Below are 24,138 nucleotides of genomic sequence, written 5' to 3'. Positions count from 1 at the left end.
CAGTAAGCATTACCGAATATTGCAGGGATAAGCCGTTAGTAATCGCTTGCTTGTGGAACGCCCTGCTGCTCCAGGCGCTTACCCACTTCGGCGGCCTTGGCCTGGAAATCAGCGGGCGAATAGCCCGCTTCTTTCAGTGCCTGGGCGACTTCCGGCGGCATGTAGTTTTCGTCGTGACGCGCCAGCACTTTATCGGCGTAGAGTCGGCCATCGGCCTGCAGCTGGCCCACCACCACCACGCCCTGCCCTTCACGGAACAGGTCGGGCAGGATGCCGCTGTAGTAGACCTCGACATCGTCCACGTAGTCGGTCACCGTGAACGCTACGTCGAGGCTGTCGGGGTCACGCAGTACCGAGCCCTCTCGGACCATGCCACCGGCACGAATCTGGCGGTCCAGAGGGGCATCCCCCTGGGCGATTTGTACCGGGCTGAAGAACAGGTTGATGTTGGCGCGCAGCGCATACAGCGTGAGCCCCACGGCGATGGCGGTCAGCGAGACCAGGCCCAGAAAGATAAACAGCTTTTGCTTGCGTTTAGGCGTCATTGCGAACATCCCCTTGAGCAGAGTTAACCGGGTTCTGCGCAGCCGTAGTACCGTAGGGGGAAGCCGTGCGCTGCGCTTTTTCACGACGCATGCGGCGTTTGACTCCCTTGATCAACTGGCGCCGCTCCAGGCGAGCATGCAGCAGGATCCCTAACATCAGAAGCGCAGTTACGCCCCAGGCGGCCCACACATAGAGACCGTGGCCGCCCATGGCAAAGAATTCGTTCAGCGAGGCAAAGGTCACTGGCTCACCTCCTCGGCGAGTTCACGCACCCAGCGCTTGTTGGCTTCCCTGCGCAGAATTTCACTGCGGGTACGCATCAAGGCAAGCGCGATAAAAAAGCTGTAGAAGCCCAGCACCATGATCAGCAGCGGTGCCCACATTTCCATGGGCATGGCCGCGCGCCCGGTGATGGTGAACGTAGCGGGCTGGTGCAGGGTGTACCACCAATCGACGGAGTATTTGATGATCGGAATATTGATCACACCCACCATGGCCAGCACGGAAGCTGCCCGCGACCCGCTGTCACGGCTGGTGAAGGCGCCACGCAGGGCGATGACCCCAAGATAGAGGAACAGCAGGATCAGCATCGAGGTGAGCCGAGCATCCCACATCCACCAGGTGCCCCAGGTAGGCACGCCCCAGACGGCGCCGGAAAACAGCGCGATGAAGGTCATGGCAGCGCCCAGCGGCGCAATCACGGTGGCCAACATGTCGGCGACCTTGATTTTCCAGACCATGAACACCAGCCCGGAGATAGCCATGGAGACAAAGATGGACTGGGCCAGAAACGCAGCAGGCACATGCACATAGATGATGCGAAAACTGTTGCCCTGCTGATAGTCGGCCGGGGCGAACACCAGCCCCCATACGCTGCCCACGGCCAGCAACAGCGCGGCTGCCACCCAAAACCAGGGTTGCAGCTTGGCACTGATCGCATAAAACCACTTGGGAGATCGCAGTTTGTTTATAAAGCCCCACATGGTCTTCCCATCCTTTAACCGTTAATGCTGATGCGTAGCGACGCGGCAATCGCCCAGGGTGCCAGCATGAGCGACACCGCCAGCAGCGCCCCCAGTATGGCCAGGTGAGCGGCCATCCCATCACCCAGAATGGCGGCCTGTACCGCGCCCGCCCCAAAAATCAGAACCGGGATATACAGCGGCAGCACCAGCAGGGACAGCAGTACCCCGCCCTTGGCCAGCCCCACGGTCAGCGCCGCGCCAATAGCCCCTATCAGGCTCAGGCTCGCGGTGCCCAGCGCCAACGACAGCGCCAGCACCCCGTAGCTGCCTGCTGGTAGCGACAGCATGATGCCCAACACCGGCGCCATCAGCGCTAGCGGCAGCCCGGTCAACAGCCAATGCACGGCCACCTTGGCAAGCCCCAGCGCCGCCAGCGGCTGAGGGGCCAACAGCAGCTGCTCCAGGCTGCCGTCTTCGTAATCGCTGCGAAACAGGCTATCCAGCGACAGCAGGGCCGCCAGCAACGCCGCTACCCACAGCAGTCCCGGCGCAATGCTGGCCAGCAAGACAGGGTCAGGCGAGATGCCAATGGGAAACAGCGTGATGACCAGTGCAAAGAACACCAGCGGGTTCAGCACCTCACCCTTGCGCCGCAACATCAGCGTCAGGTCGCGCTTGAGCGTGGCATGAATGGCCACTCCAAGCCCCCCCTGCGGGGTATGCAGGACCACCTCAGGGGCACTCGACAGGGCGTGTGAAGATAGGGCGTGTGAACGTTGCAACGCTGACTCCTTTTTAGCCCAGCTGAATACGTCTCAGCACCGATGATTCGGTCAGTGCATGGTGGGTCGTCACCAGAACACAGCCGCCAGACTGAGCATGTGCGACCAGCTGCGCTTCCAACGCCATGACACCGTGGCGGTCAATCGCCGTGAAAGGCTCATCCAGGACCCATAGCGCGCGCGGCGTCAGCGTCAACCTTGCCAAGGCAATACGCCGCTGCTGACCAGCGGAAAGTTGTCCTGCCGGGACATCTTCAAAGCCCACCAGACCAACCTCGAACAGCGCTTGCTCACGCTGTTGATCGCTGCCTTTTTCGCCATTGAGCGCTTGATACCACGCCAGATTTTCCAACGGCGTGAGACCCGCTTTAACGCCGGGGGCGTGCCCTAGATAGAGTAGGTTTGCGAGAAAATGTTCACGGGCCTGGTGCATGGGGGCACCGTTCCAGAATAGCTCGCCACGGTAGTCGGTCAGTTGGCCGGAGAGGATCTTCAACAACGTGGTTTTACCACTGCCGTTGGGGCCTTCGATGCGGACGATCTCGCCGCCCTTGATGTCGAGGTCAAGTCCTTCAAATAGCCAACGATCATCGCGTTCACAGGCCAGTTGTCGGGCTTGCAGGCACAGGCTCAAGAGACTCTCCAGACGCATTAATTTTGGGTCGAACTCTACACGGAAAGGCGCTTTCTCGCCAGTCACGCTCTGCGGCCTGGGGTCGCAGCATGACACAGCTCAAGCCCTCGCCACAAAAGCCACGCTTCAAACAGCACTAGCACTGTATGCAAAAACAGGCTTATACTATAACCACTGTATGGATAGACACCTCTTCAACCACGCTTATCCATTCGCTCACTCGACCGCCTTGGCACAGGCGCTGCATGGGAGAACACACAATGACGATCTGCCTCACCCCCCAGATAACGTCTCACGTACCTTCTCAACCGCTGCCACCGTCTAACCTGCGTCAGCGCCTTGCTTCTCCCCCTCGCCAGGTAAACCAGGACGGTCAAGTGACCCGGCACAACACCTATGCCCTACGCATTCGTGGCGACCGCTTGCAGGCCAGCCAGCTCTTCGACGGTGATCTGCTCATCATTCATCGCCATCAGCACGACACCCAGCAGGAAACGGCCACCCTGACCATCAACGACCACCAGTTTCCCTTGAAGCATTTATCGATTACCCGCCTGGGGGTCCACTTGTGCCCGGAAGATGCAGCGATGCCCGTGCTATTCCTGCATAATGGTGATATCCAGGTGCTGGGCATGGTCATGGGCGTGGCGCACCACACCCGGCAGACTCAGCATCACTGATTCGTCCTTATGTTGGCGAGGAGTTCTGTTTGCGTTACCACATTCCTGACATCGCTCCCGAGGCGTGGCACTCTACCGAGATTGAAGTAGAGAAAAGTCAGTTTCTGACCTGGCTATGCCATGCCCCCAGCACCAGCGCCTTCGACGCCTTGTTACAGGCCGCCAGATCGGCCCACCCCAATGCCAGCCACCACTGCACCGCCTTTATCGTCGGCCCACCGGGGGAGCAGACCCGCATTGGCTTTTCGGATGACGGCGAGCCCGGCGGCACGGCGGGTCGCCCCATGTTTCAGGCGCTGCAAGGTAGCCAGCTAGGGGAAGTGGGTTGCGTGGTCATTCGCTACTTTGGCGGTACCAAGCTGGGCACCGGTGGGTTGGCCAGAGCCTACGCCCAAGCCGTCAACGCGGGGCTGGAAACACTGCCTACCCGGGAGGTGATCGAGCGCGACAGCTATCGGTTACGTGTAGGCTTCGCCCATGAAGCGCAGGCCCGAGCCTGGTGTGAAGAGCAGGCACTGCCTGTGGAACAGGCTGAGTACGACGGGCATGGCGTGTGCCTGACCATCGGCTGGCCCAGCGACGTGGCGCTGGATATCAGCGGTCTGGAGAATCGCCTGAAAACGGCCGTGGCATTCGAAGCACTGTAAGTTCACGGCCTGCCTATGAAGGCTCGGCAAGCCGTGACACAGCTCAGACTCGGGTTCAGCCCAGTTCTATCGCCAAGTACCCGTTCTATCTATAAGTACCAGCTCTATCCCAGGTACTTGATCATGACCCCGGCGGCCACCGCCGAGCCAATCACCCCGGCCACGTTCGGCCCCATGGCGTGCATCAGCAGGAAGTTATGCGGGTTTGCCTCCAGGCCTACCTTGTTGGCGACCCGTGCGGCCATCGGCACCGCCGACACCCCTGCTGCCCCAATCAACGGGTTGATGGGCATCCTGCTGACCATGTTCATGAGCTTTGCCATCAACACGCCTGCTGCCGTGCCGATAGCGAAGGCAACCATACCCAGCCCTAGAATGCCCAGCGTTTCGAAGCTCAAGAAGCTCTCAGCCATGAGCTTGGAACCTACGGACAGGCCGAGAATGATGGTCACGATATTGATCAGCGCATTCTGCGCAGTATCCGACAGTCGCTCCACCACGCCACACTCACGCATCAGGTTACCAAAGCAGAACATGCCCAGCAGTGGCGCAGCGTCAGGCAGGAACAGCGCCACGGCAATCAGCAGCATCAGCGGGAAGATCACCTTCTCCAGCTTGGAGACCGGACGCAGTTGCGTCATGGCAATCTTGCGCTCTTTTTCGGTGGTCAACAGCCGCATGATGGGTGGCTGAATGAGCGGCACCAGTGCCATGTAGGCATAGGCCGCCACGGCAATGGCACCCAGCAGTTCTGGCGCCAACATGCTGGACACATAGATCGACGTCGGCCCGTCCGCCCCGCCGATGATGCCGATGGCGGCCGCCTGATTGAGCGAAAAGTCCATGACGCCCAGAGAGGTAAGCAGCACCGCCCCAAACAGCGTAGCAAAAATCCCGAACTGAGCCGCCGCGCCCAAAAACAGCGTACGCGGATTGGCCAGCAGGGGGCCAAAATCGGTCATGGCCCCCACGCCCATGAAAATGAGCAGCGGCGCAATGCCCGAGGCAATGGCAACGCTATAGAAGCTATACAGCACACCATCGCTGTAGCCTGCCCCCAAGGCAATGTCCTTGGCGGCGCGTAGCTGGTCGTAGGCTGCCGTGTCGTGAGCGACGGCTTTCAGCACTTCGCGCCACCCCTCAACACCTGACAACGGGTCCAGCGTGACGCCCAGTGCAGCCGCCATCTGCTGTAGCACGGCGGGCCTGGCCACTTCGATGGCTTGATCGAGCGCTGAAATGGCCAATCCCGCTTCCGGGATATTGGCCAGAATGCCGCCAAAGCCGATGGGCACCAGCAGCAAAGGCTCGAACTTCTTGTAGATCGCCAGGTAAAGAAGCCCCAGCCCTACCAGTACCATGACCGCCTGACCAGGCTGCAGGTTATAAAGCCCGGAGCCTTCCCATAAGGTGATTAGTTTTTCCATACCGGTGCCCTTAAAGCTCGATCAGCGCATCGCCAACGGCGACGCTATCGCCCTCGCTGACATTGACTTTGGACACCGTTCCGGCGCTGCTGGCACGCACCTCGGTCTCCATCTTCATGGCTTCGAGAATGATCACCACATCGCCCTCGGCCACCTGATCGCCAGGGCGTACGTTGACCTTGAAGATGTTGCCTGCCAGCGGCGCATCGATACTTTCACCGCTTCCTCCAGCGCTTTCTGCCGCTCCAGCACTAGCGCCTCCACTGGCGGCAGCCTGCTCCTTGATCTCGCCAATATCGCCGCCCTGGGCCACCTCGACCACATAGGCCTTGCCGTTGAGCTTGACGGTATAGGTTTCCGGGCCGCTGTTGACCACGGTGGCAGGTACCGCCGGTTCTGCCTTGGCAGGCATGGCCGCGTTTGTTGCTGCTTGTGGCGCGGGCTCGAAGGCTTCCTTGTTGTCACGGTTCTTGAGGAACTTCAGGCCAATCTGCGGGAAGAGCGCGTAGGTCAGCACGTCATCCACCTGCCGCTCGCCTTCTGCCAGGCGCAGCTTGTCGGCACTGGCTTTCTCTTTCAGTTCCGAGGCCAGGCGCTCCATTTCCGGTGACAGGTTGTCCGCAGGGCGACAAGTGATCGGCTCGCCACCTTCCAGCACGCGCTTTTGCAGCTCCACATTGAAGGGGGCAGGCGCTGAGCCGTATTCACCTTTCAACAGCGCCTGGACCTCCTTGGAAATCGACTTGTAGCGCTCGCCCATCATGACGTTCATCACGGCCTGGGTGCCCACGATCTGCGAGGTCGGCGTTACCAGCGGGATGAATCCCAGGTCTTCACGCACACGCGGAATTTCACTCAGCACGTCGTCCAGCTTGTCGCCAGCGCCCTGCTCTTTCAGCTGGCTCTCCATGTTGGTCAGCATGCCGCCCGGCACTTGCGCCACCAGAATGCGTGAGTCGATCCCCCGCAGCGAGCCCTCGAACGCCGCATACTTTTTGCGTACCTCACGGAAATAACCGGCGATGTCCTCCAGCAACTCCAGGTCCAGCCCCGTGTCACGGTCCGTATCCTTGAGCATTGCCACCACGGATTCAGTAGGGCTGTGCCCATAGGTCATCGACATCGAGGAGATAGCCGTGTCCACGTTATCGATCCCGGCTTCCACAGCCTTCAAAATGGTGGATGTCGAGAGTCCTGTCGTCGCGTGGCAGTGCAGGTGAACAGGAATGGAAAGCTCTTTCTTCAGACGCGTCACCAGCTCGAACGCCGTGTAGGGCGTCAGCAGCCCCGCCATATCCTTGATAGCCAGAGAGTCCGCGCCCATGTTGGCAATGGTTTTCGCAAGATCTACCCAGCTATCCAGGGTATGTACCGGACTGACGGTATAGGAAATGGTCCCCTGGGCATGACCACCCACAGCGCGCACCGCCTTGATGGCACGCTCCAGATTGCGCGGGTCATTCATGGCGTCGAACACGCGGAATACATCCACGCCGTTGGTTTTGGCACGCTCGACGAACTTGTCGACTACATCGTCGGCATAGTGACGGTAGCCCAGCAGGTTCTGCCCGCGCAGCAACATTGCCTGCGGCGTGTTGGGCATTGCCTCTTTCAGGGCACGAATGCGCTCCCAAGGGTCTTCACCCAGATAACGAATACAGGCATCGAAGGTGGCGCCGCCCCAGGTCTCCAGCGACCAGTACCCGACCTTATCGAGCTTTTCGGCGATAGGCAGCATGTCGTCGAGCCGCAGCCGGGTCGCGAATATCGACTGGTGGGCATCGCGCAACACAACATCAGTGATTCCTAGCGGACGTTTTACATCGTTCATGGTCGTGACTCACCGTTTAGCTTTATTGATTTGTAGTAAATTTAGCAAAATTCATTCTTGAAGAGGGAGTGTATTCGTTATCCATTCCGCCGTTAACGGCGATGCGCAGCCCGATAACGGTGCACTGCAGCACTGATCACGGCCACCACCTCATCGTCAAGGCCTGCCTGAGCAGCGGTCTGACGGCCTTTCCGCTTGGCAGCCGGTGCCACCGGTGCGGGCTGAAAACGCCCAATCAGCTTCGACATCAGCGTGACACCGATCACCAAAACCGTAAGAAAAACAAAAACAAACCCCATACCAAGCCCCATCAGGGCGAGCCCCTCCTGGAGCAACTCCGACCCTTGCATAGCGCGCTCTCCTTGTTGTGTAAGGTGGTTGGCACACCAAACGCCTCCAGCGGCGCTTGGCGGAGTAAGGGTAATACACTAACCTGCCACATCCAGCATAGAATGCAATCGCGCCATAGTGGAAGTCATGGTTGTTAATTTACTACATAAAGGCAAGATTGGCCTTGCGCCAATGGAAGGGGTCATCGACGCACTCACCCGCGACCTGCTCACCCGCCAGCCCGGTTTCGACTGGACGGTGACAGAGTTCGTGCGGGTGGTGGATACCCGCCTTCCCCCCAGGGTGTTTTACAAGCACTGCCCTGAGCTCCAACAGCGCCCTGTGGCTACTCCCAGCGGCATCCCGGTGCACCTGCAGCTACTCGGCTCCGACCCCAGCGCGCTGGCCGAGAATGCCCGTCAGGCGCTAGCACTGGGCGCCATCAGCGTCGACCTCAACTTTGGCTGCCCGGCCAAGCTGGTCAACCGTCACGACGGCGGCGCCTCCTTGCTGCGCCAGCCCGAGCGTGTCTACCAGGCTGTCAGGGCGGTTGCTGATGCCCTGGCCGGCGAGATTCCGGTCACCGCCAAGATACGCCTGGGCTTCGCCAATCGACGCATGGCGGTAACCTGCGCCCAGGCGACCCAGGCAGGCGGCGCCGCACGGCTGGTGGTGCATGGACGAACCCGAGACGAGGGCTACCGCCCGCCCGCGCACTGGGAGTGGATCGGCAGAGTTCGTCACCACGTGGACATCCCCGTGGTGGCCAACGGCGATATCTGGACGCTGGAAGACTACTGGAAGGCGCGCACGCTGTCGGGCTGCCATGACGTCATGCTGGGCCGCAGCGCCCTGGCTGACCCCTGGCTGGCACCCCGCATTCGCCACTGGCAGGAAACCGGCGAGCGGCTGCCGGATACCACCTGGGCAATGCGTGCCAGCGTGCTACAAGAGTACGCCGAGCATCAACGCCAACAGCTACCGGATCGCGTCGTGGTTTCTCTGGTAAAACAGTGGCTGGCACAAATGCGCCAGGGCAATGGCGAAGCCGAGCAGCACTTTCAGCGCCTGAAGCGGGTCACGGACCTGGACATACTGCTCGACAGCCTGGTGCCGTAACGCTTCGCCCTCTGACTCAGACCCCAACGCTTACGAACCAAAAAAAAGCACCCTTCCGCAAGATGCGGGGGGCGCTTTACACGATCGCAAGAGCAACGTGCGAGCCACGTTGGTCAGGCTAGAAGCAGAAAACCCGCTCTCTTATTAGAGAGCGGGTTTTAAAATCTGGCGCGCCCGGGAGGATTCGAACCTCCGACCACCTGATTCGTAGTCAGGTACTCTATCCAGCTGAGCTACGGGCGCTTGACAGTCATGCTTTTCTCGAAAAGCAATGAAACTACTGTAACATCAAAACCTTACGTTTGCAACTTGGCGCGCCCGGGAGGATTCGAACCTCCGACCACCTGATTCGTAGTCAGGTACTCTATCCAGCTGAGCTACGGGCGCATAGCTAACGATGCTACGTGTCTAACGATGTTACATGGTGCGGTTGGCGGAGAGAGAGGGATTCGAACCCTCGATAGGGCTATAAACCCTATACTCCCTTAGCAGGGGAGCGCCTTCAGCCACTCGGCCACCTCTCCTCAACAGCACGGCGCGAATGTTACCGATTATGGGGACTGGTGTCCACCCCTGTGCCGATTTTTTTTCACGCCGCCCTGATAGTTACCGCTACAGCGCCCTTTTTTAGCACAACACTGGCGGCCATTTATTCCACTTCGCTTTCGCTATTGCGTTCACGCTGAATGCGCTGATAGATCTCTTCACGGTGTACCGCGACATCTTTTGGTGCGTTGACACCAATGCGCACTTGATTACCTTTCACACCTAACACTGTGACGGTGACTTCATCACCGATCATCAGCGTTTCGCCAACGCGGCGGGTTAGGATGAGCATGGCTGATCTCCTTCTCAGACGTTTGATACAACGGGATGTGTCCGCCGGTAGCGCCACCACGCCATTATGCGGCATGGTGACCCCTGCTACCAATGGCTTTAACCCTATGACACCTTAACCTCCCGTTGAATGGAAGCCCACCACCACACGGCAGCGAGTACCCTCAGCGTAGAAGGTTTGAGGGACAAGTGTTATTCAGATTCGCTATCGGCCTTATCCAAGCCAAATGCCTTGTGCAAGGCATTGACCGCAAGTTCCATGTGTTTTTCGTCGATCACCACGGAAATCTTGATTTCAGACGTCGATACCATACGAATATTCACGTTCTCTTCGGCCAGCACGCGAAACATCTTCGATGCTACGCCGGCATGTGAACGCATACCGACACCTACCAGCGACACTTTGGCAATGTTGTCGTCGCCGCGCAGTTCACCGCCGCCCAGATCGGGAATGACGGTCTCTTCCAGCAGCTTCTTGGTGGCCTTGTAGTCACCTTTTGCCACCGTGAAGGTGAAATCGGTGTAATCACCTGCCGGTGCTACATTTTGGACAATCATGTCCACTTCAATGTTGGCGTCGGCAATCGGACCTAAAATACGCGAGGCAACGCCCGGCACATCGGGGGTATTCAGCAGCGTCAGCTTGGCTTCGTTCTTGGTAAACGCGATACCGGAGATTAGCGGTTCTTCCATAGAGTCCTCGTCTTGGTCAGAGTCTGCAACAATCAGGGTGCCAGGGCCATCTTCAAAGCTCGACAGAACCCGCAGCGGTACGTTGTACTTGCCAGCGAATTCCACCGCGCGAATCTGCAGCACTTTGGAGCCCAGGCTGGCCAGTTCCAGCATTTCCTCTACCGTGATGCTCTCCAGGCGCTGAGCCTTGGAGCAGACACGCGGGTCGGTGGTGTAAACACCGTCCACATCGGTATAGATCTGGCACTCATCAGCCCCCAGGGCCGCTGCCAGCGCCACGCCAGTGGTGTCCGAGCCGCCACGCCCCAGCGTGGTGATGTTGCCGTTTTCGTCCACCCCCTGGAAACCGGCGACCACCACGACCTTGCCAGCGTCCAGATCGGCTTTCAGATCGTCGGTTTCGATACGCTGGATACGCGCTTTGGTATACGCGCTATCGGTATGAATGCCTACCTGTGCGCCGGTGTGCGAGGTTGCCGAGACGCCAATGTGCTGCAGCGCCATAGCCAGCAGAGAGATGGTGACCTGCTCGCCTGTCGAGAGCAGCATATCCATTTCACGCGGGGCGGGATCTTCGTTCAGGGCATGCGCCATATCGGTCAGGCGGTTGGTTTCGCCACTCATCGCAGAGACGACGACGACGACCTGGTGCCCCTGATCACGAAAGCCTTTGACCTTTTCCGCCACGGCTTTGATACGGTCGACAGAGCCCACCGAAGTGCCGCCGAACTTCTGTACGTATAGTGCCATATGCCGTTTTTCCTTTACGTTCGGGAATGGAGGGTGAATGTTGTTATTGCCAATTTTCCTGACGTACAAAAAGGCCGGTAGCAAATAATGCCACCGGCCTTCTCATTTAGCTAAGCGTGTTTTCCAACCAGGCCGGAACGCCATTCAACGCTCCGGGCAGCGCATCGGGCTGGCTACCACCCGCCTGAGCCATGTCGGCGCGACCGCCTCCTTTGCCGCCAACCTGCGACGCCACATGGTTGACCAGCTCGCCAGCCTTCACACGACCGGTCAGATCAGCCGTGACACCTGCAATCAGACTGACCTTGCCAGCATCGGCATCGGCTACGCCCAGCATGATGACGCCCGAGCCAAGCTTGTTCTTGAGCTGATCCAACACGCCGCGCAGGTCCTTGCCAGAGACGCCTTCGAGCTGGGTGACCAACAGCTTTACACCCGCCACTTCCTGCACCTGGCTGAGCATGTCGCTCCCTGCCGCGCTGGCCAGCTTGGCCTTCAGCTGCTCCAGCTCTTTCTCCAGGCTGCGGTTGCGCTCGACCAGCGATTCCACGCGTGCTTCCACCTGCTCGGGCTTGGTTTTCAGACGCTCGCTCAGGCGCTGTACGCGGGCCTCCTGCTCGCGGAAGTAGGCCAGCGCATTTTCCCCGGTAATCGCTTCGATACGGCGCACGCCGGAAGCGATGCCCACCTCACTGACCACATGGCAGCAGCCAATGTCACCACTGCGGCTTACGTGAGTACCGCCACACAGTTCGATGGAGAAGTCATCGGCACCAATGGTCAGTACGCGCACGCTATCGGCGTATTTCGCTTCGAACAGCGCCGCCGCGCCTTTGGCCTTGGCCTCAGCCAGGCTCATGTGTTCGATTTTCGTTGGCGCATTGGCCAGAATCTGGGCGTTGACGATGCGCTCCACTTCGGCAATCTGTTCAGCGGTCATCGGCTCGAAGTGGCTGAAGTCGAAGCGCAGGCGCTCAGCGTTGACCAGCGAGCCCTTCTGCTGAACGTGATCCCCCAGCACCATGCGTAGTGCTTCGTGCAGCAGGTGGGTCGCCGAGTGGTTGCGCAGCGTGGCGGTACGCAGGCTGGCATCCACCTCGCCGCGCACGCTGGCACCCACGCTCAGCGAGCCTTCCACCATCACTCCCTGATGCAGGTGATGGCCGCGCTGCTTCTGGGTATCGGTGACCTGGAAGCGGCCACCGTCGACGTGCAGGTAGCCTGTGTCGCCTACCTGGCCGCCGGACTCGCCGTAGAAAGGCGTGCGATCCAGCACCACGGTGCCCTTCTGGCCCGCTTCCAGGGCCGCCAGTGCATTGCCTTCGCTATCCACGAGCGCCGTCACGGTGGCCTGATCGACCAGCTGCTCGTAGCCGGTAAACTGCGTCTCGCCTTCCAGGTCGATGGAGGCGGTGTAGTCGGCACCGAACTGGCTGGCGGCGCGGGCACGTTCACGCTGCGCCTCCAGCTCACGCTGGAAGCCCTCTTCATCCAGGGTGACTTCCCGCTCGCGGCACACGTCGGCGGTCAAATCGAAGGGGAAACCGTAGGTATCGTACAGCTTGAACACAGTCTCACCGGGCAGCACGTCGCCTTGCAGCTCTTCCAGCGCAGCATTCAGCAGCCCCATGCCGTGATCCAGCGTACGGGCGAACTGCTCCTCCTCTTTCAGCAGCACGCGGGCAATCTGCTCGCTGGCCTCGCGCAGCTCGGGGTAGGCGTCGCCCATTTCGGCATCCAGTGCACTCACCAGCTTGTGGAAGAACGGCTCGGCCGCGCCCAGCTTGTGGCCATGACGAATGGCGCGACGGATGATACGACGCAGTACGTAGCCGCGCCCTTCGTTGGAAGGCAGGACGCCGTCGGCAATCAGGAAGGCGCAAGAGCGAATATGGTCGGCAATCACGCGCAGCGAGGGCGTTGTCGTATCCTGATGCCCGGTGGCCTTGGCCGCGGCTTGTAGCAGGTTCTGGAACAGATCGATCTCGTAGTTGGAGTGTACGCCCTGCATCACCGCCGCCACACGCTCCAGCCCCATGCCGGTATCGATCGACGGCTTGGGCAGCGGGTGCAGCGTGCCATCGGCTGAACGGTCGTACTGCATGAAGACCAGGTTCCAGATTTCGATGAAACGGTCACCGTCTTCCTCAGGCGTTCCGGGCGGGCCACCCCAGACTTCCGGGCCGTGATCGAAGAATATCTCGGAACACGGGCCACAGGGGCCGGTGTCACCCATCTGCCAGAAGTTGTCCTTGGCACCAATGCGCGCAATGCGATCATGCGGCACGCCAATCTCATCGGCCCAGATGGCGTAGGCCTCCTCATCTTCGGTGAACACCGTGACCCACAGCTTTTCGGCAGGCAGCCCCAGACGCTCGGTCAGGAACGTCCAGGCAAAGCGAATGGCATCACGCTTGAAATAGTCGCCAAAGCTGAAATTGCCGAGCATTTCGAAGAAGGTGTGGTGGCGCGCGGTGTAGCCAACGTTATCCAGGTCGTTGTGCTTGCCGCCAGCACGCACGCAGCGCTGCGCAGATGCCGCACGAACGTAGGGACGCGGATCTCGGCCTAGAAAAACGTCCTTGAAGGGCACCATGCCCGCATTGGTGAAGAGCAGCGTCGCGTCGTTGCCCGGCACAAGTGAGCCGGTGGGCACGACGGTGTGCCCCTGCTGTTCGAAATAATCGAGAAAGGCCTGTCTGAGTTCTGCGCTTTTCATAGGGTATCCGTGACAAGAAAGCGTGATGCCCCAGGGCGCTGTCGCCGCTACCCGCTGGGGTCGCAAAACGCCCATTATAACGCAGTTGTCAAACGACTAAAGCCGCAGATAGTGACAGAGCCCCTACTGGCACGATAAATAGAGGGCAGGAACCACGTGGTGAACAGCCCAGAGCGGGCTTATAAACAACCCTGAGCGGGCAGATGCCCCCCCCTGCACGGGTTAAGAAGAGGGCGACAAACAGGAGATGGCATAGCGGATTTGCTCAAAATCGAAGCCACGCCCAGCCAGAAAACGTTCTCGCTTGGCGCGCTCCTTGGGCGTCTTGCCCGGCGAGCTGAAGCGTCGCTCCAGCGTTTGGCGGGCCAGCTCGAACCAGTCTACGGCTTCGCGCTCTTCTACCACTGCCAGCGCAGCGGCACAGGTTTGCGCGTCGACACCGCGCTGACGCAGCTCGCCCTTGATGCGAATCACTCCCTGCCCGCGGGCGATGCGTGAACGGATGAAGCTTTCGGCAAAGCGCTCATCCGACTGCAGCGCCTGCTCGGCCAACCCATCGAGACAGGCGCTGATCTCGTCGGCATCGAAGGCCTTTTGCTCAAGCTTGCGGGCCAGCTCGGCGCGGGAGTACTCACGCCGAGCCAGCCACTGAATGGCCCACTCTCTGGGCGAAGCGTCGGCGTTAGTAGAGAACACTCACGCCTCCTGCTCGACGGCCTGGTTCAAAGCAGATCGTCATCACCCTCGGCTGCCACATCTGCTGCAGGGGATTCTTCTTTCTTTGGCTCTACCTTGGCCAGCAGTTGCTCACGGATTTGAGATTCGATTTCTTCCATGATCGCAGGATGCTCTTCCAGGTACTGGGCCGCATTGGCCTTGCCCTGGCCAATCTTGCTGCCCTTGTAGCTATACCAAGCGCCCGCCTTGTCCACCAGGCCGCACTGCACGCCCAGGTCGACGACCTCGCCTGCGTGATAAATGCCCTTGCCGTAGAGGATCTGGAACTCGGCCTGGCGGAACGGTGGAGCCACCTTATTCTTCACGACCTTGACACGGGTTTCGTTACCCGTGACTTCGTCGCCGGACTTCACGGAGCCCGTGCGGCGGATATCCAGACGCACGCTGGAGTAGAACTTCAGGGCATTACCCCCGGTGGTCGTTTCGGGGCTGCCGAACATCACGCCGATCTTCATGCGGATCTGGTTGATGAAAATCACCAGACAGTTGGCGTTCTTGATATTACCGGTGATTTTACGCAGCGCCTGGGACATCAAGCGGGCCTGCAGGCCTACGTGGGAATCGCCCATTTCGCCTTCGATCTCGGCACGGGGCGTCAGGGCCGCCACGGAGTCGATGATGATCACGTCCACGCCGCCCGAACGGACCAGCATGTCGGTGATTTCCAGCGCCTGCTCACCCGTATCGGGTTGCGAGACCAGCAGGTCGTCCAGGTTGACGCCGAGTTTTTCGGCGTAGCTGGGGTCCAGCGCGTGCTCGGCGTCTACGAAGGCACACACTTTGCCCTGCTTTTGCGCCTGGGCAATGACCGACAGGGTCAGCGTGGTTTTACCGGAGGACTCTGGGCCAAAGATTTCGACCACACGACCAAACGGCAGCCCGCCAATGCCGAGCGCAATGTCCAGCCCCAGCGAACCGGTGGAGACAGACGGCATGACAACACGGGGCGCATCGCCCAGACGCATAACGGTGCCTTTGCCGAACTGACGATCGATCTGACTGAGTGCCGCATTCAGCGCTTTGGTGCGGTTGTCTTCCTGAGCCATGCAGAGATTCCTCATAACAAGCTGTATAATTAGCCAGTAGTATGCCAAAGATCGGCGATGAAACAAATCCTCGGCGGCAACTTTAACGATTATTTCCTGGTGGCCTGCGCGGAAAGCCGAGCGACCAACCCTGCCAGGGCTTCACGTACCGCCTGCTCGCGCACCGCCTGCCGGTCACCCGGAAAATGAAAGCATTCGGCCTGCTGGCTCTCGGCATCGCCCCAGGCCAGCCATACGGTGCCCACCGGCTTCTCCTCGCTACCGCCTTCCGGCCCGGCCACACCACTAACGGCCACGGCCAGGTCGGCACCGCTCTCACGACAGGCGCCCGCCACCATGGCACCCACGACCGCTTCACTGACCGCGCCGTGGGCTTCCAGCAGCGCAGGTTCGACCCCCAGCAGGCGGGTCTTGGCGGCATTGGAGTAGGTCACATAGCCTGCGGTGAAGTACGCCGAGCTGCCAGCCACGGAGGTAATGGCGCTGGCAATGCCACCTCCCGTGCATGACTCGGCGGTGGTCACTTCGACATGCAACTGCTGGCACAGCCGTCCAAGTCGTTGAGCCAACAGTGATAAATCGAGGTTCTTGAGACTGGAAACACTGGGGGCCATGGTGACTCCTTCATGTAAGACCTTAGGGTAGCGTAGAATACTGCGTTTAGCTTTCTCAACGAAATTGCCCAACGAACATGCCGCATGCCGTTCAGGTCTGCGCCACGCTCAATCAGGACGCTCATGTCACAGGCCAGCCCCGCCCATACGCCGATGATGGCGCAGTATTTGAAAATCAAACGCGAGCACCCCGAGGTATTGCTGTTCTACCGCATGGGGGACTTCTACGAACTGTTTTTTGACGACGCCAAACGGGCAGCAGCGCTGCTGGATATCACCTTGACCCAGCGCGGCCAGTCGGGCGGCAAGCCGATCCCCATGGCGGGCGTGCCTTATCACAGCGCCGAGGGCTACCTTGCCAGGCTGGTAGCGGGTGGCGAATCGGTGGCCATTTGCGAGCAAATTGGCGACCCCGCCACCAGCAAAGGCCCTGTCGAGCGCCAGGTGGTGCGCATCGTGACCCCCGGGACGCTGCACGACGAGGCGCTGCTGGATGCCCGCCGCGACAACGTGCTGGTGGCCGTGGCCCCGGGCAAGGAAGGCTGGGGGCTTGCCTGGCTGGAGCTTTCCAGCGGGCGCTTCAACGTGCTGGAGGTAGAGAGCGAGGCCGAAATGCTGGCCGAGCTGACCCGCCTGTCACCTGCCGAACTGCTGGTGCCTGAAAGCCTTTCCCTGCCCGACGCTTGGTCGCAAAAGCGCAGCCTGCGCCGCCAGGGTGAATGGCTATTCGACCTGGAAAGCGCCACGCGCAGCCTGTGCGACCAGTTCGAAGTCAGCGACTTGCGCGGGTTTGGTTGCGCGCATCTCTCTACCGCTTTGGTGGCCGCAGGCGTCTTGATCGACTATGCCCGGGACACCCAGCGCTCGCGGCTGCCCCATGTCACGTCCATCAGCGTGGAGAATCGCGACGACGCGGTGGTGATCGACGCGGCCAGTCGCCGCAATCTGGAAATCGACATCAACCTCGGCGGCAACGGCGACAACACCCTGGCCAGCGTACTGGATACCTGCGCCACCGCCATGGGCTCACGGTTGCTTAAACGCTGGTTGAACCGCCCCCTGCGCCAACGAGACATCGTCGAAGGACGCCAGGCGGGCGTTGCCCTGCTCTCCATCGATGCCGCTTACATGAGCCTGCGCGAGACGCTGAGCGATGTAGGCGACGTGGAGCGGATTCTCGCCCGGGTTGCCCTGTACAGCGCTCGCCCACGTGACCTGGCAAGACTGCGTGACGCCCTCGCCACGCTGCCTACCCTGGAAGCGCTGCTGGCCGATATCGATACCGGCAGCGCTCTGGACGGCCTGACACCGAACATCCGCCCCTACCCGACGCTGGCCGATACGCTGAACCGAGCCCTGGTCGACAACCCACCGGTGGTGATTCGTGACGGCGGCGTGATTGCCGATGGCTTCGATGCCGAGCTGGATGAACACCGGGGCATGGCCGAAAATGCGGGCGATTACCTGGTCCAGCTCGAACTGCGCGAACGCGAGCGCACCGGCCTGGCCAACCTCAAAGTGGGTTATAACCGCGTCCATGGCTACTTCATTGAGCTGCCCCGCTCCCAGGCCCAGCAGGCGCCCGCAGACTACATTCGTCGCCAGACGCTGAAAAACGCCGAACGCTTCATCATTCCCGAGCTGAAAGAGTTCGAAGACAAGGCACTGTCCGCCAAGTCACGCGCACTGACTCGAGAGAAATGGCTCTACGACCAGCTGTTGGCCACCCTGAATGAGCAGCTGCATGCCCTGCAAGCCACCTCGCGGGCCTTGGCCGAGCTGGACGTGCTGTGCGCCTTTGCCGAACGTGCCGAGGCGCTCAACTGGGTGCGCCCACGGCTGGTCGCCACCACGGGCATTACCATTACCGCGGGCCGCCACCCGGTCGTGGAGCAGGTCAGCGACAAACCGTTCGTGCCCAACGATGTCATGCTGACGCCGGAACAGCACATGCTGATCATTACCGGCCCCAACATGGGGGGTAAATCGACCTACATGCGCCAGACGGCCCTCATTGCCCTCCTGGCGCACAGCGGCAGTTTCGTGCCTGCCGATGCCGCCGAGGTTGGCCCCGTCGATCGTATTTTCACCCGTATCGGTTCCTCCGATGATTTGGCAGGCGGGCGCTCCACCTTCATGGTGGAAATGACCGAAACCGCCAATATCCTGCACAATGCCACCGAGCACAGCCTGGTGCTGATGGACGAGATCGGGCGCGGCACCAGCACCTTCGACGGCTTGTCGCTGGCCTGGGCCAGCGCCGAACATTTGGCCCAGGCCCGCGCACTGACGCTGTTCGCGACGCACTACTTCGAAATGACCGCGCTGCCCGAGCAGGCCGAGGGGGTGGCCAACATTCACCTGACGGCTACCGAGCACGGAGATGGCATCGTCTTCATGCACCGCATCGAAGCCGGCCCCGCCAGCCAGAGCTACGGGCTACAGGTAGCGCAACTGGCAGGCGTACCGGGGCCGGTGATTCGTCGCGCACGGGAGAAGCTGATGACGCTGGAACAGCGTGACGTGGACACCCAGCAGCGGCCCTTGTCAGGCTCCCAGGCCCCTCAGCAGAACGACCTGTTTGCCAGCGCGCCACATCCGGTGGTGGACGCACTGACCAGCACCGACATCGACGATTTATCACCGCGCGAGGCGCTGGATCTGCTCTACCAGTGGCGCTCGATGCTGTAAACACGGGTGAGATTGATGCCTGGCGCTTGCCGCCATGGGGCAGCACTACTAAAATGGCGCCACATTTAGCTTATAAAAAACGGCTAATCTATAACCATTCGCGATTAAACACGACCGGAGAACGCTCCGGTCCCGCAAGAGGGATAGTGAGATGACGTTTGTCGTTACCGAGAACTGCATCCAATGCAAGTACACCGACTGCGTGGAAGTTTGCCCGGTCGACTGTTTCTATGAAGGCCCCAACTTCCTGGTCATCCACCCGGATGAGTGCATCGATTGCGCCCTCTGCGAGCCGGAGTGCCCCGCCGAGGCCATTTTCTCGGAAGACGAGCTACCGGATGGGCAAGAGCAGTTCATCGAGATCAACGCCGAGCTGGCCGAGGTGTGGCCCAACATTGCCGAGAAGAAAGACCCGCTGCCCGATGCAGAAGAGTGGGACGGCAAGCCTGGCAAGCTCGAAAAGCTGGAGCGCTGATCGCAGCGACACGGCATGGCCTGAGAACCAGCGTTCGCGCTGGTTTTTTTGGACCTGACTGATGCGCAGGCAAAAAAAGGCGGCCCGTAGGCCGCCCGCTCCAAGCACTTCCTCTGACCACTCCTTGGGTCAACCTCCTCAGGTGACTTCCTTGCCAAGGCTCACATCACTGTGTCACCCAGCGCACCTGCCTACATCCCGTTGCATCCTGCCTGAAGCATCCTTGCCTCCCCTTGTCCTGGATGCATTGTGGCAGAACAGCGCAATTTCTCAAGCGGACCCAATACGCAAAAGGCGAGCCCAAGGGGCTCGCCTTTTTTTCATAAAACCCAACTAAGACAATCACTTAAAGTTGGATTAGTGAAAAAATTCGCTTTTTCTTACAAGGTACCGAGCGAATGTCGTCGGCATTTGTAAGAGATCTCTTACAAATTTTTGAGAGATCTCTTACACGCCGCCTCTGGTTTTTCGCTTATTGGCCCTTGATGGCCTTCAAACCAGGGTAAGTCACTTCCCCCAGCTCTGCTTCGATGACCAGCAGACGGTTGTATTTGGCCACACGGTCAGAACGACATAGCGAGCCGGTCTTGATCTGTCCTGCACAAGTGCCCACGGCCAGGTCGGCAATGGTGGTGTCTTCGGTCTCACCACTGCGGTGAGAGATGACCGCCGTGAAGCCAGCGTCCTGGGCCATCTTGATCGCATCGAGGGTTTCGGAGAGCGAGCCAATCTGGTTGAACTTGATCAGGATCGAGTTACCGATCTGCTCGTCGATGCCACGCTTGAGGATCCTGGTGTTGGTCACGAACAGGTCATCGCCCACCAGCTGCACCTTGTCGCCCAGCTTGTCGGTCAAGGCTTTCCAGCCCGCCCAATCGGATTCGTCCATGCCGTCTTCGATAGAGACGATGGGGTAGTCCGCACACAGGCCCGCCAGGTAGTCGGCAAACCCTGCGGAGTCGTAACGCTTGCCTTCTCCGGCCAGGTCGTACTGACCTTCCTTGTAGAATTCGGAGGCAGCACAGTCCAGCGCCAGGGTGACATCGCTGCCCAGGGTATAACCGGCATCGGCCACCGCCTGCTTGATGACGGCCAGTGCCTCGGCGTTGGATGTCAGGTTGGGCGCGAAGCCACCCTCATCCCCTACCGAGGTAGACAGCCCCTTGGCAGACAACACTTTCTTCAGCGCGTGGAAAATTTCCGCGCCCATGCGCAGGCCTTCACGGAAGTTGGCAGCACCGACCGGCTGCACCATGAACTCCTGAATATCCACGTTATTGTCGGCGTGCTCACCGCCGTTGAGGATGTTCATCATCGGTACCGGCATGCTGTACTGGCCAGGCTGACCGTAAAGCTCGGCAATGTGCGCATAAAGCGGTACGCCCTTGGCGTTGGCAGCGGCTTTGGCAGCGGCCAGCGACACGGCCAGAATGGCGTTGGCGCCCAGAGTGGCCTTGTTGTCGGTGCCGTCCAGCGCCAGCATGGCGTCATCCAGACCGCGCTGGTCCCGTGCATCCATCCCCAACAACGCATCACGGATCTTGCCATTCACGGCGTCCACGGCTTTCAACACGCCTTTGCCGAGGTAACGCGCCTTGTCGCCATCACGCAGCTCGAGTGCTTCGCGGGAGCCGGTAGAGGCACCGCTGGGCGCGCAGGCGCTGCCTACGGCACCGCTTTCCAGACGCACGGTTGCCTGAACGGTCGGGTTGCCGCGCGAATCGAGCACTTCCAGCGCACTGATTTCAACAATTTTGGTCATGACAGTGTCCTTTGGTTGTCGGTCTGATGGAGGTTAGGTCCAATGTATACCACGGTTTATCGCAGCGATTAACGGATGGTCAAAGGGTCGAAGCCTTTCACCAAGGCATCCAACTGCGCCAGCTGCGTCAGGAAGGGCTCCAACTGGTCCAGCGGCAGCGCACACGGGCCGTCGCATTTGGCGTTGTCCGGGTCCGGGTGGGCTTCCAGAAACAGCCCCGCCAGGCCTACCGCCACGCCTGCTCGGGCCAGCTCGGCCACCTGGGCACGGCGGCCGTCGGCGCTGTCGGCACGGCCACCGGGGCGCTGCAAAGCGTGGGTCACGTCGAAAAACACCGGATAGCCGGTGTGCTTCATATCGCCAAAGCCCAGCATGTCCACCACCAGGTTGTTGTAGCCAAAGCTGGTGCCGCGCTCGCAGAGCATCAGGCGGTCATTGCCCGCTTCCTGAAACTTGCTGAGGATATGGCGCATTTCATGGGGTGCCAGAAACTGAGGCTTCTTGATGTTGATAGCAGCGCCCGTCTTGGCCATGGCCACCACCAGATCGGTCTGGCGCGCCAGAAAAGCTGGAAGCTGGATGATATCGGCTACCTCGGCCACTGGCGCAGCCTGCCAGGGCTCGTGCACATCGGTAATGATGGGCACGTTGTAGCGCGCCTTGATATCGGCCAGGATCTGCAGCCCTTTTTCCAGCCCAGGGCCACGATATGAGTGAATCGAGCTGCGGTTGGCCTTGTCGAAACTGGCCTTGAAAACATACGGCATGCCCAGCTTTTGCGTCACGGCCACGTAAGCCTGCGCGACTTCATCGGCCAGTTCCGCCGACTCCAGCACGTTCATGCCACCCAGCAGCATGAGAGGCAAAGAATTGCCGGCGGTTAAGCCGGCAACGTGGATGTGATGCTCTGGGAATGGGGATTGAGAAGACATGCTTCCCCCTTTATTCCTGAGATGTGGCGTGGGCACGGGTACGTGCCGTCTTGTACTCGAGCGCGGCGTTGACGAACCCGGAGAACAACGGGTGGCCATCGCGCGGCGTGGAGGTGAATTCCGGATGGAACTGACACGCCACGTACCAGGGGTGGTCAGCAAGCTCGACCATCTCCACCAGCGACTGATCCACGCTCTTGCCTGAAATCACCAGGCCTGCACGCTCCAGTTCATCGATGAACTGGTTGTTGACTTCGAAGCGATGGCGATGACGCTCGACGATCTCATCAGAACCGTACGCCTCGCGCGCCTTGCTGCCTGACGCCAGGTGGCATACCTGCCCCCCCAGACGCATGGTGCCGCCCAGATCCGAGGCCGCATCGCGCAGTTCGATCTTGCCTTCGGCGTTGATCCACTCGGTAATCAGCCCCACTACCGGGTGCTGGGTGTCGTGGGTGAACTCGGTGGAGTTGGCGTCTTTCCAGCCTACCACGTTACGTGCGAACTCGATCACCGCCACCTGCATGCCCAGGCAGATACCCAGGTAGGGGATGTTGTTTTCACGGGCGAACTGGGCGGTCAGAATCTTGCCTTCGACGCCACGCTCACCAAAGCCGCCCGGCACCAGAATGGCGTCCTTGCCAGCCAGACGCTCGGTACCGTGACGCTCGATATCTTCGGAATCGATGTAGTCCACGTTGACCTTGATACGCCCCTGGATACCGGCGTGGATCAGCGCTTCGTTCAGTGACTTGTAAGCATCCAGCAGCTCCATGTACTTACCGACCATGGCGATGCTGATGGATTTCAGCGGGTTGAGCTTGGCATCGAGCACCTTGATCCACTCGGACAGATCGGCCGGTGCCGCCTCCAGGCGCAGCTTGTCGCAGACGATATCGTCCAGACCGTGCTCGTGGAGCATCAGCGGAATGCGGTAGATGGTGTCGGCGTCTTGCAGCGGCACCACCGCACGCTCTTCCACGTTGGTGAACAGCGCAATCTTGCGACGTTCGCTCTCTTCCAGCTCGACTTCGCTGCGGCAAATCAGAATGTCCGGCTGGATACCGATGGAGCGCAGCTCCTTGACGCTGTGCTGGGTCGGCTTGGTCTTGGTTTCGCCAGCGGTCTTGATATAGGGCACCAGGGTCAGGTGCATGTAGATGGCGCGGCTGGCGCCCAACTCACTGCGAATCTGACGAATGGATTCCAGGAAGGGCAGCGACTCGATATCGCCGACCGTGCCACCGATCTCCACCAGCGCTACGTCGAAGCCTTCGCCACCAGCGTAGACACGCTGCTTGATCTCATCGGTAATATGGGGAATGACCTGTACCGTGCCGCCCAGGTAGTCACCACGACGCTCCTTGCGCAGTACGTGCTCGTACACTCGGCCGGTGGTGAAGTTGTTGCGCTGGGTCATCTTGGTACGGATGAAGCGCTCGTAGTGCCCCAGGTCCAGATCCGTCTCGGCGCCATCCTCGGTGACGAACACCTCGCCGTGCTGGAAAGGACTCATGGTGCCCGGGTCCACGTTGATGTACGGGTCGAGCTTGAGCATGGTGACCTTAAGGCCGCGAGCCTCGAGAATCGCCGCCAGCGAGGCCGACGCGATGCCCTTGCCAAGAGAGGACACAACGCCGCCGGTCACGAAGATATATCGTGTCATGGAAAACCTGTCGAAACGTGATCAAAAGGCGTAACAGAAAGCCACACCAGGATGGGACGACAGAATAGCAGATTACACCCTTCGGCTCAATTTGAACCGCAATGGCCGCCGTGCCGGGTCGCGAGCTAACGCTGCCTGCCACACCAACCACTGGCTACCCTTGACGTCCTCCCCGCCCTAAAGGACGGGGATTCCAACTTCTTGAGGGCAACGTCCTGCCCCGAGGCTGAGGATATTCCGGGCCGCATTCACGT

22 protein-coding genes and 3 tRNA genes are annotated in these 24,138 nt (G+C 60.3%); 5 read left to right on the top strand and 20 right to left on the bottom strand.

What is annotated here, in order from left to right; all coding sequences use genetic code 11:
* Window positions 1–35: 35 nt before the first annotated feature.
* From ccmE to ccmA, 5 genes are read right to left on the bottom strand one after another with little or no spacing between them, the layout of a single operon-like run.
* The gene (gene ccmE, locus CWI66_RS10805; RefSeq protein WP_016914826.1) at window positions 36–545 is read right to left on the bottom strand and encodes a cytochrome c maturation protein CcmE; all 510 of its coding nucleotides are present in this window, start codon (window positions 543–545) and stop codon (window positions 36–38) included.
* The gene (ccmD, locus tag CWI66_RS10800; protein ID WP_016914827.1) at window positions 535–789 is read right to left on the bottom strand and encodes a heme exporter protein CcmD; all 255 of its coding nucleotides are present in this window, start codon (window positions 787–789) and stop codon (window positions 535–537) included. The genes ccmE and ccmD overlap by 11 nt, the downstream gene beginning before the upstream one ends.
* Window positions 786–1,529 carry a heme ABC transporter permease gene (locus CWI66_RS10795; RefSeq protein WP_096922364.1) on the bottom strand — a complete coding sequence of 248 codons (744 nt, stop codon included), beginning with the start codon at window positions 1,527–1,529 and terminating at the stop codon, window positions 786–788. The genes ccmD and CWI66_RS10795 overlap by 4 nt, the downstream gene beginning before the upstream one ends.
* 14 nt (window positions 1,530–1,543) lie before the next feature.
* On the bottom strand, window positions 1,544–2,260 hold the full coding sequence (ccmB, locus tag CWI66_RS10790) for a heme exporter protein CcmB (protein ID WP_189462842.1): 717 nt from the start codon (window positions 2,258–2,260) through the stop codon (window positions 1,544–1,546).
* A 46-nt stretch (window positions 2,261–2,306) separates the two neighbouring features.
* Entirely contained in the window at window positions 2,307–2,927 is a 621-nt protein-coding gene (gene ccmA, locus CWI66_RS10785) for a cytochrome c biogenesis heme-transporting ATPase CcmA (RefSeq protein ID WP_016914830.1), read from the bottom strand.
* A 260-nt stretch (window positions 2,928–3,187) separates the two neighbouring features.
* Here ccmA and CWI66_RS10780 point away from each other — a divergent pair, with 260 nt between their 5' ends.
* Together CWI66_RS10780 and CWI66_RS10775 are read left to right on the top strand one after the other, a co-directional pair.
* Complete coding sequence (locus tag CWI66_RS10780) at window positions 3,188–3,607, top strand: LexA family protein (RefSeq protein ID WP_232710850.1); 420 nt, start codon at window positions 3,188–3,190, stop codon at window positions 3,605–3,607.
* Window positions 3,608–3,636: 29 nt separating this feature from the next.
* Window positions 3,637–4,254, top strand: coding sequence for an IMPACT family protein (locus tag CWI66_RS10775; protein ID WP_100731656.1), 618 nt, complete (start codon window positions 3,637–3,639; stop codon window positions 4,252–4,254).
* A gap of 104 nt (window positions 4,255–4,358) precedes the next feature.
* Here CWI66_RS10775 and CWI66_RS10770 read toward each other — a convergent pair whose 3' ends face one another.
* From CWI66_RS10770 to CWI66_RS10760, 3 genes are all read right to left on the bottom strand, one after another.
* Window positions 4,359–5,681 carry a sodium ion-translocating decarboxylase subunit beta gene (locus CWI66_RS10770; RefSeq protein ID WP_081137329.1) on the bottom strand — a complete coding sequence of 441 codons (1,323 nt, stop codon included), beginning with the start codon at window positions 5,679–5,681 and terminating at the stop codon, window positions 4,359–4,361.
* Window positions 5,682–5,691: 10 nt separating this feature from the next.
* A complete protein-coding gene (gene oadA, locus CWI66_RS10765) occupies window positions 5,692–7,512 on the bottom strand; it encodes a sodium-extruding oxaloacetate decarboxylase subunit alpha (RefSeq protein ID WP_100731655.1) in 1,821 nt (606 codons plus the stop codon).
* Window positions 7,513–7,604: 92 nt separating this feature from the next.
* Window positions 7,605–7,862, bottom strand: a complete 258-nt coding sequence (locus CWI66_RS10760) for an OadG family protein (RefSeq protein WP_100731654.1) — start codon at window positions 7,860–7,862, stop codon at window positions 7,605–7,607.
* A 127-nt stretch (window positions 7,863–7,989) separates the two neighbouring features.
* On the opposite strand from CWI66_RS10760, the gene CWI66_RS10755 reads away from it, so the two are divergent.
* The gene (locus tag CWI66_RS10755; RefSeq protein WP_232710848.1) at window positions 7,990–8,961 is read left to right on the top strand and encodes a tRNA dihydrouridine synthase; all 972 of its coding nucleotides are present in this window, start codon (window positions 7,990–7,992) and stop codon (window positions 8,959–8,961) included.
* Between the two features lie 166 nt (window positions 8,962–9,127).
* Here CWI66_RS10755 and CWI66_RS10750 read toward each other — a convergent pair.
* The 9 genes from CWI66_RS10750 to CWI66_RS10710 all read right to left on the bottom strand — a co-directional run bounded on the left by CWI66_RS10750 (window position 9,128) and on the right by CWI66_RS10710 (window position 16,358).
* Window positions 9,128–9,204 (bottom strand) — tRNA-Arg (locus tag CWI66_RS10750).
* A gap of 67 nt (window positions 9,205–9,271) precedes the next feature.
* Window positions 9,272–9,348, bottom strand: a tRNA-Arg gene (locus CWI66_RS10745).
* A gap of 44 nt (window positions 9,349–9,392) precedes the next feature.
* Window positions 9,393–9,485: transfer RNA gene (locus tag CWI66_RS10740), tRNA-Ser, on the bottom strand.
* A gap of 125 nt (window positions 9,486–9,610) precedes the next feature.
* Complete coding sequence (csrA, locus tag CWI66_RS10735; RefSeq protein WP_016914837.1) at window positions 9,611–9,799, bottom strand: carbon storage regulator CsrA; 189 nt, start codon at window positions 9,797–9,799, stop codon at window positions 9,611–9,613.
* 191 nt (window positions 9,800–9,990) lie between these two features.
* Window positions 9,991–11,241: an aspartate kinase gene (locus tag CWI66_RS10730; protein ID WP_016914838.1), complete on the bottom strand. Its 1,251-nt coding sequence runs from the start codon at window positions 11,239–11,241 to the stop codon at window positions 9,991–9,993.
* Between the two features lie 106 nt (window positions 11,242–11,347).
* Window positions 11,348–13,960, bottom strand: coding sequence for an alanine--tRNA ligase (gene alaS / locus CWI66_RS10725; protein WP_100731653.1), 2,613 nt, complete (start codon window positions 13,958–13,960; stop codon window positions 11,348–11,350).
* Window positions 13,961–14,182: 222 nt separating this feature from the next.
* On the bottom strand, window positions 14,183–14,656 hold the full coding sequence (locus tag CWI66_RS10720; protein ID WP_100731652.1) for a regulatory protein RecX: 474 nt from the start codon (window positions 14,654–14,656) through the stop codon (window positions 14,183–14,185).
* A 26-nt stretch (window positions 14,657–14,682) separates the two neighbouring features.
* The gene (gene recA / locus CWI66_RS10715; RefSeq protein ID WP_100731651.1) at window positions 14,683–15,744 is read right to left on the bottom strand and encodes a recombinase RecA; all 1,062 of its coding nucleotides are present in this window, start codon (window positions 15,742–15,744) and stop codon (window positions 14,683–14,685) included.
* Window positions 15,745–15,833: 89 nt separating this feature from the next.
* On the bottom strand, window positions 15,834–16,358 hold the full coding sequence (locus CWI66_RS10710; protein ID WP_100731650.1) for a CinA family protein: 525 nt from the start codon (window positions 16,356–16,358) through the stop codon (window positions 15,834–15,836).
* 123 nt (window positions 16,359–16,481) lie between these two features.
* Between CWI66_RS10710 and mutS the strand changes: the two genes are divergently transcribed.
* Together mutS and fdxA are read left to right on the top strand one after the other, a co-directional pair.
* Window positions 16,482–19,049, top strand: coding sequence for a DNA mismatch repair protein MutS (mutS, locus tag CWI66_RS10705; RefSeq protein WP_100731649.1), 2,568 nt, complete (start codon window positions 16,482–16,484; stop codon window positions 19,047–19,049).
* A gap of 151 nt (window positions 19,050–19,200) precedes the next feature.
* Window positions 19,201–19,524, top strand: coding sequence for a ferredoxin FdxA (gene fdxA / locus CWI66_RS10700; RefSeq protein ID WP_081136468.1), 324 nt, complete (start codon window positions 19,201–19,203; stop codon window positions 19,522–19,524).
* Between the two features lie 472 nt (window positions 19,525–19,996).
* On the opposite strand, the gene eno is transcribed toward fdxA, so the two are convergent.
* From eno to CWI66_RS10685, 3 genes are all read right to left on the bottom strand, one after another.
* Complete coding sequence (gene eno / locus CWI66_RS10695; RefSeq protein WP_081136470.1) at window positions 19,997–21,286, bottom strand: phosphopyruvate hydratase; 1,290 nt, start codon at window positions 21,284–21,286, stop codon at window positions 19,997–19,999.
* A gap of 68 nt (window positions 21,287–21,354) precedes the next feature.
* The gene (kdsA, locus tag CWI66_RS10690) at window positions 21,355–22,218 is read right to left on the bottom strand and encodes a 3-deoxy-8-phosphooctulonate synthase (RefSeq protein ID WP_100731648.1); all 864 of its coding nucleotides are present in this window, start codon (window positions 22,216–22,218) and stop codon (window positions 21,355–21,357) included.
* 10 nt (window positions 22,219–22,228) lie between these two features.
* On the bottom strand, window positions 22,229–23,884 hold the full coding sequence (locus tag CWI66_RS10685; protein WP_100731647.1) for a CTP synthase: 1,656 nt from the start codon (window positions 23,882–23,884) through the stop codon (window positions 22,229–22,231).
* Window positions 23,885–24,138: the final 254 nt, after the last annotated feature.

This window comes from Halomonas sp. 141, assembly GCF_002810305.1.
Taxonomy (GTDB): Bacteria; Pseudomonadota; Gammaproteobacteria; order Pseudomonadales; family Halomonadaceae; genus Vreelandella; species Vreelandella stevensii.
The sequence above is the reverse complement of the archived record's forward strand: the minus strand, read 5'-3'. Positions and strand labels throughout refer to the sequence as shown.

Excerpts from the sequence above, each read along its gene's own strand:
- ccmE (WP_016914826.1), bottom strand. The coding sequence starts at position 545 with ATGACGCCTAAACGCAAGCAAAAGCTGTTTATCTTTCTGGGCCTGGTC.
- CWI66_RS10795 (WP_096922364.1), bottom strand. The coding sequence starts at position 1,529 with ATGTGGGGCTTTATAAACAAACTGCGATCTCCCAAGTGGTTTTATGCG.
- CWI66_RS10780 (WP_232710850.1), top strand. The coding sequence starts at position 3,188 with ATGACGATCTGCCTCACCCCCCAGATAACGTCTCACGTACCTTCTCAA.
- CWI66_RS10770 (WP_081137329.1), bottom strand. The coding sequence starts at position 5,681 with ATGGAAAAACTAATCACCTTATGGGAAGGCTCCGGGCTTTATAACCTG.
- oadA (WP_100731655.1), bottom strand. The coding sequence starts at position 7,512 with ATGAACGATGTAAAACGTCCGCTAGGAATCACTGATGTTGTGTTGCGC.
- CWI66_RS10760 (WP_100731654.1), bottom strand. The coding sequence starts at position 7,862 with ATGCAAGGGTCGGAGTTGCTCCAGGAGGGGCTCGCCCTGATGGGGCTT.
- CWI66_RS10755 (WP_232710848.1), top strand. The coding sequence starts at position 7,990 with ATGGTTGTTAATTTACTACATAAAGGCAAGATTGGCCTTGCGCCAATG.
- csrA (WP_016914837.1), bottom strand. The coding sequence starts at position 9,799 with ATGCTCATCCTAACCCGCCGCGTTGGCGAAACGCTGATGATCGGTGAT.
- CWI66_RS10730 (WP_016914838.1), bottom strand. The coding sequence starts at position 11,241 with ATGGCACTATACGTACAGAAGTTCGGCGGCACTTCGGTGGGCTCTGTC.
- alaS (WP_100731653.1), bottom strand. The coding sequence starts at position 13,960 with ATGAAAAGCGCAGAACTCAGACAGGCCTTTCTCGATTATTTCGAACAG.
- recA (WP_100731651.1), bottom strand. The coding sequence starts at position 15,744 with ATGGCTCAGGAAGACAACCGCACCAAAGCGCTGAATGCGGCACTCAGT.
- CWI66_RS10710 (WP_100731650.1), bottom strand. The coding sequence starts at position 16,358 with ATGGCCCCCAGTGTTTCCAGTCTCAAGAACCTCGATTTATCACTGTTG.
- mutS (WP_100731649.1), top strand. The coding sequence starts at position 16,482 with ATGTCACAGGCCAGCCCCGCCCATACGCCGATGATGGCGCAGTATTTG.
- fdxA (WP_081136468.1), top strand. The coding sequence starts at position 19,201 with ATGACGTTTGTCGTTACCGAGAACTGCATCCAATGCAAGTACACCGAC.
- eno (WP_081136470.1), bottom strand. The coding sequence starts at position 21,286 with ATGACCAAAATTGTTGAAATCAGTGCGCTGGAAGTGCTCGATTCGCGC.
- kdsA (WP_100731648.1), bottom strand. The coding sequence starts at position 22,218 with ATGTCTTCTCAATCCCCATTCCCAGAGCATCACATCCACGTTGCCGGC.
- CWI66_RS10685 (WP_100731647.1), bottom strand. The coding sequence starts at position 23,884 with ATGACACGATATATCTTCGTGACCGGCGGCGTTGTGTCCTCTCTTGGC.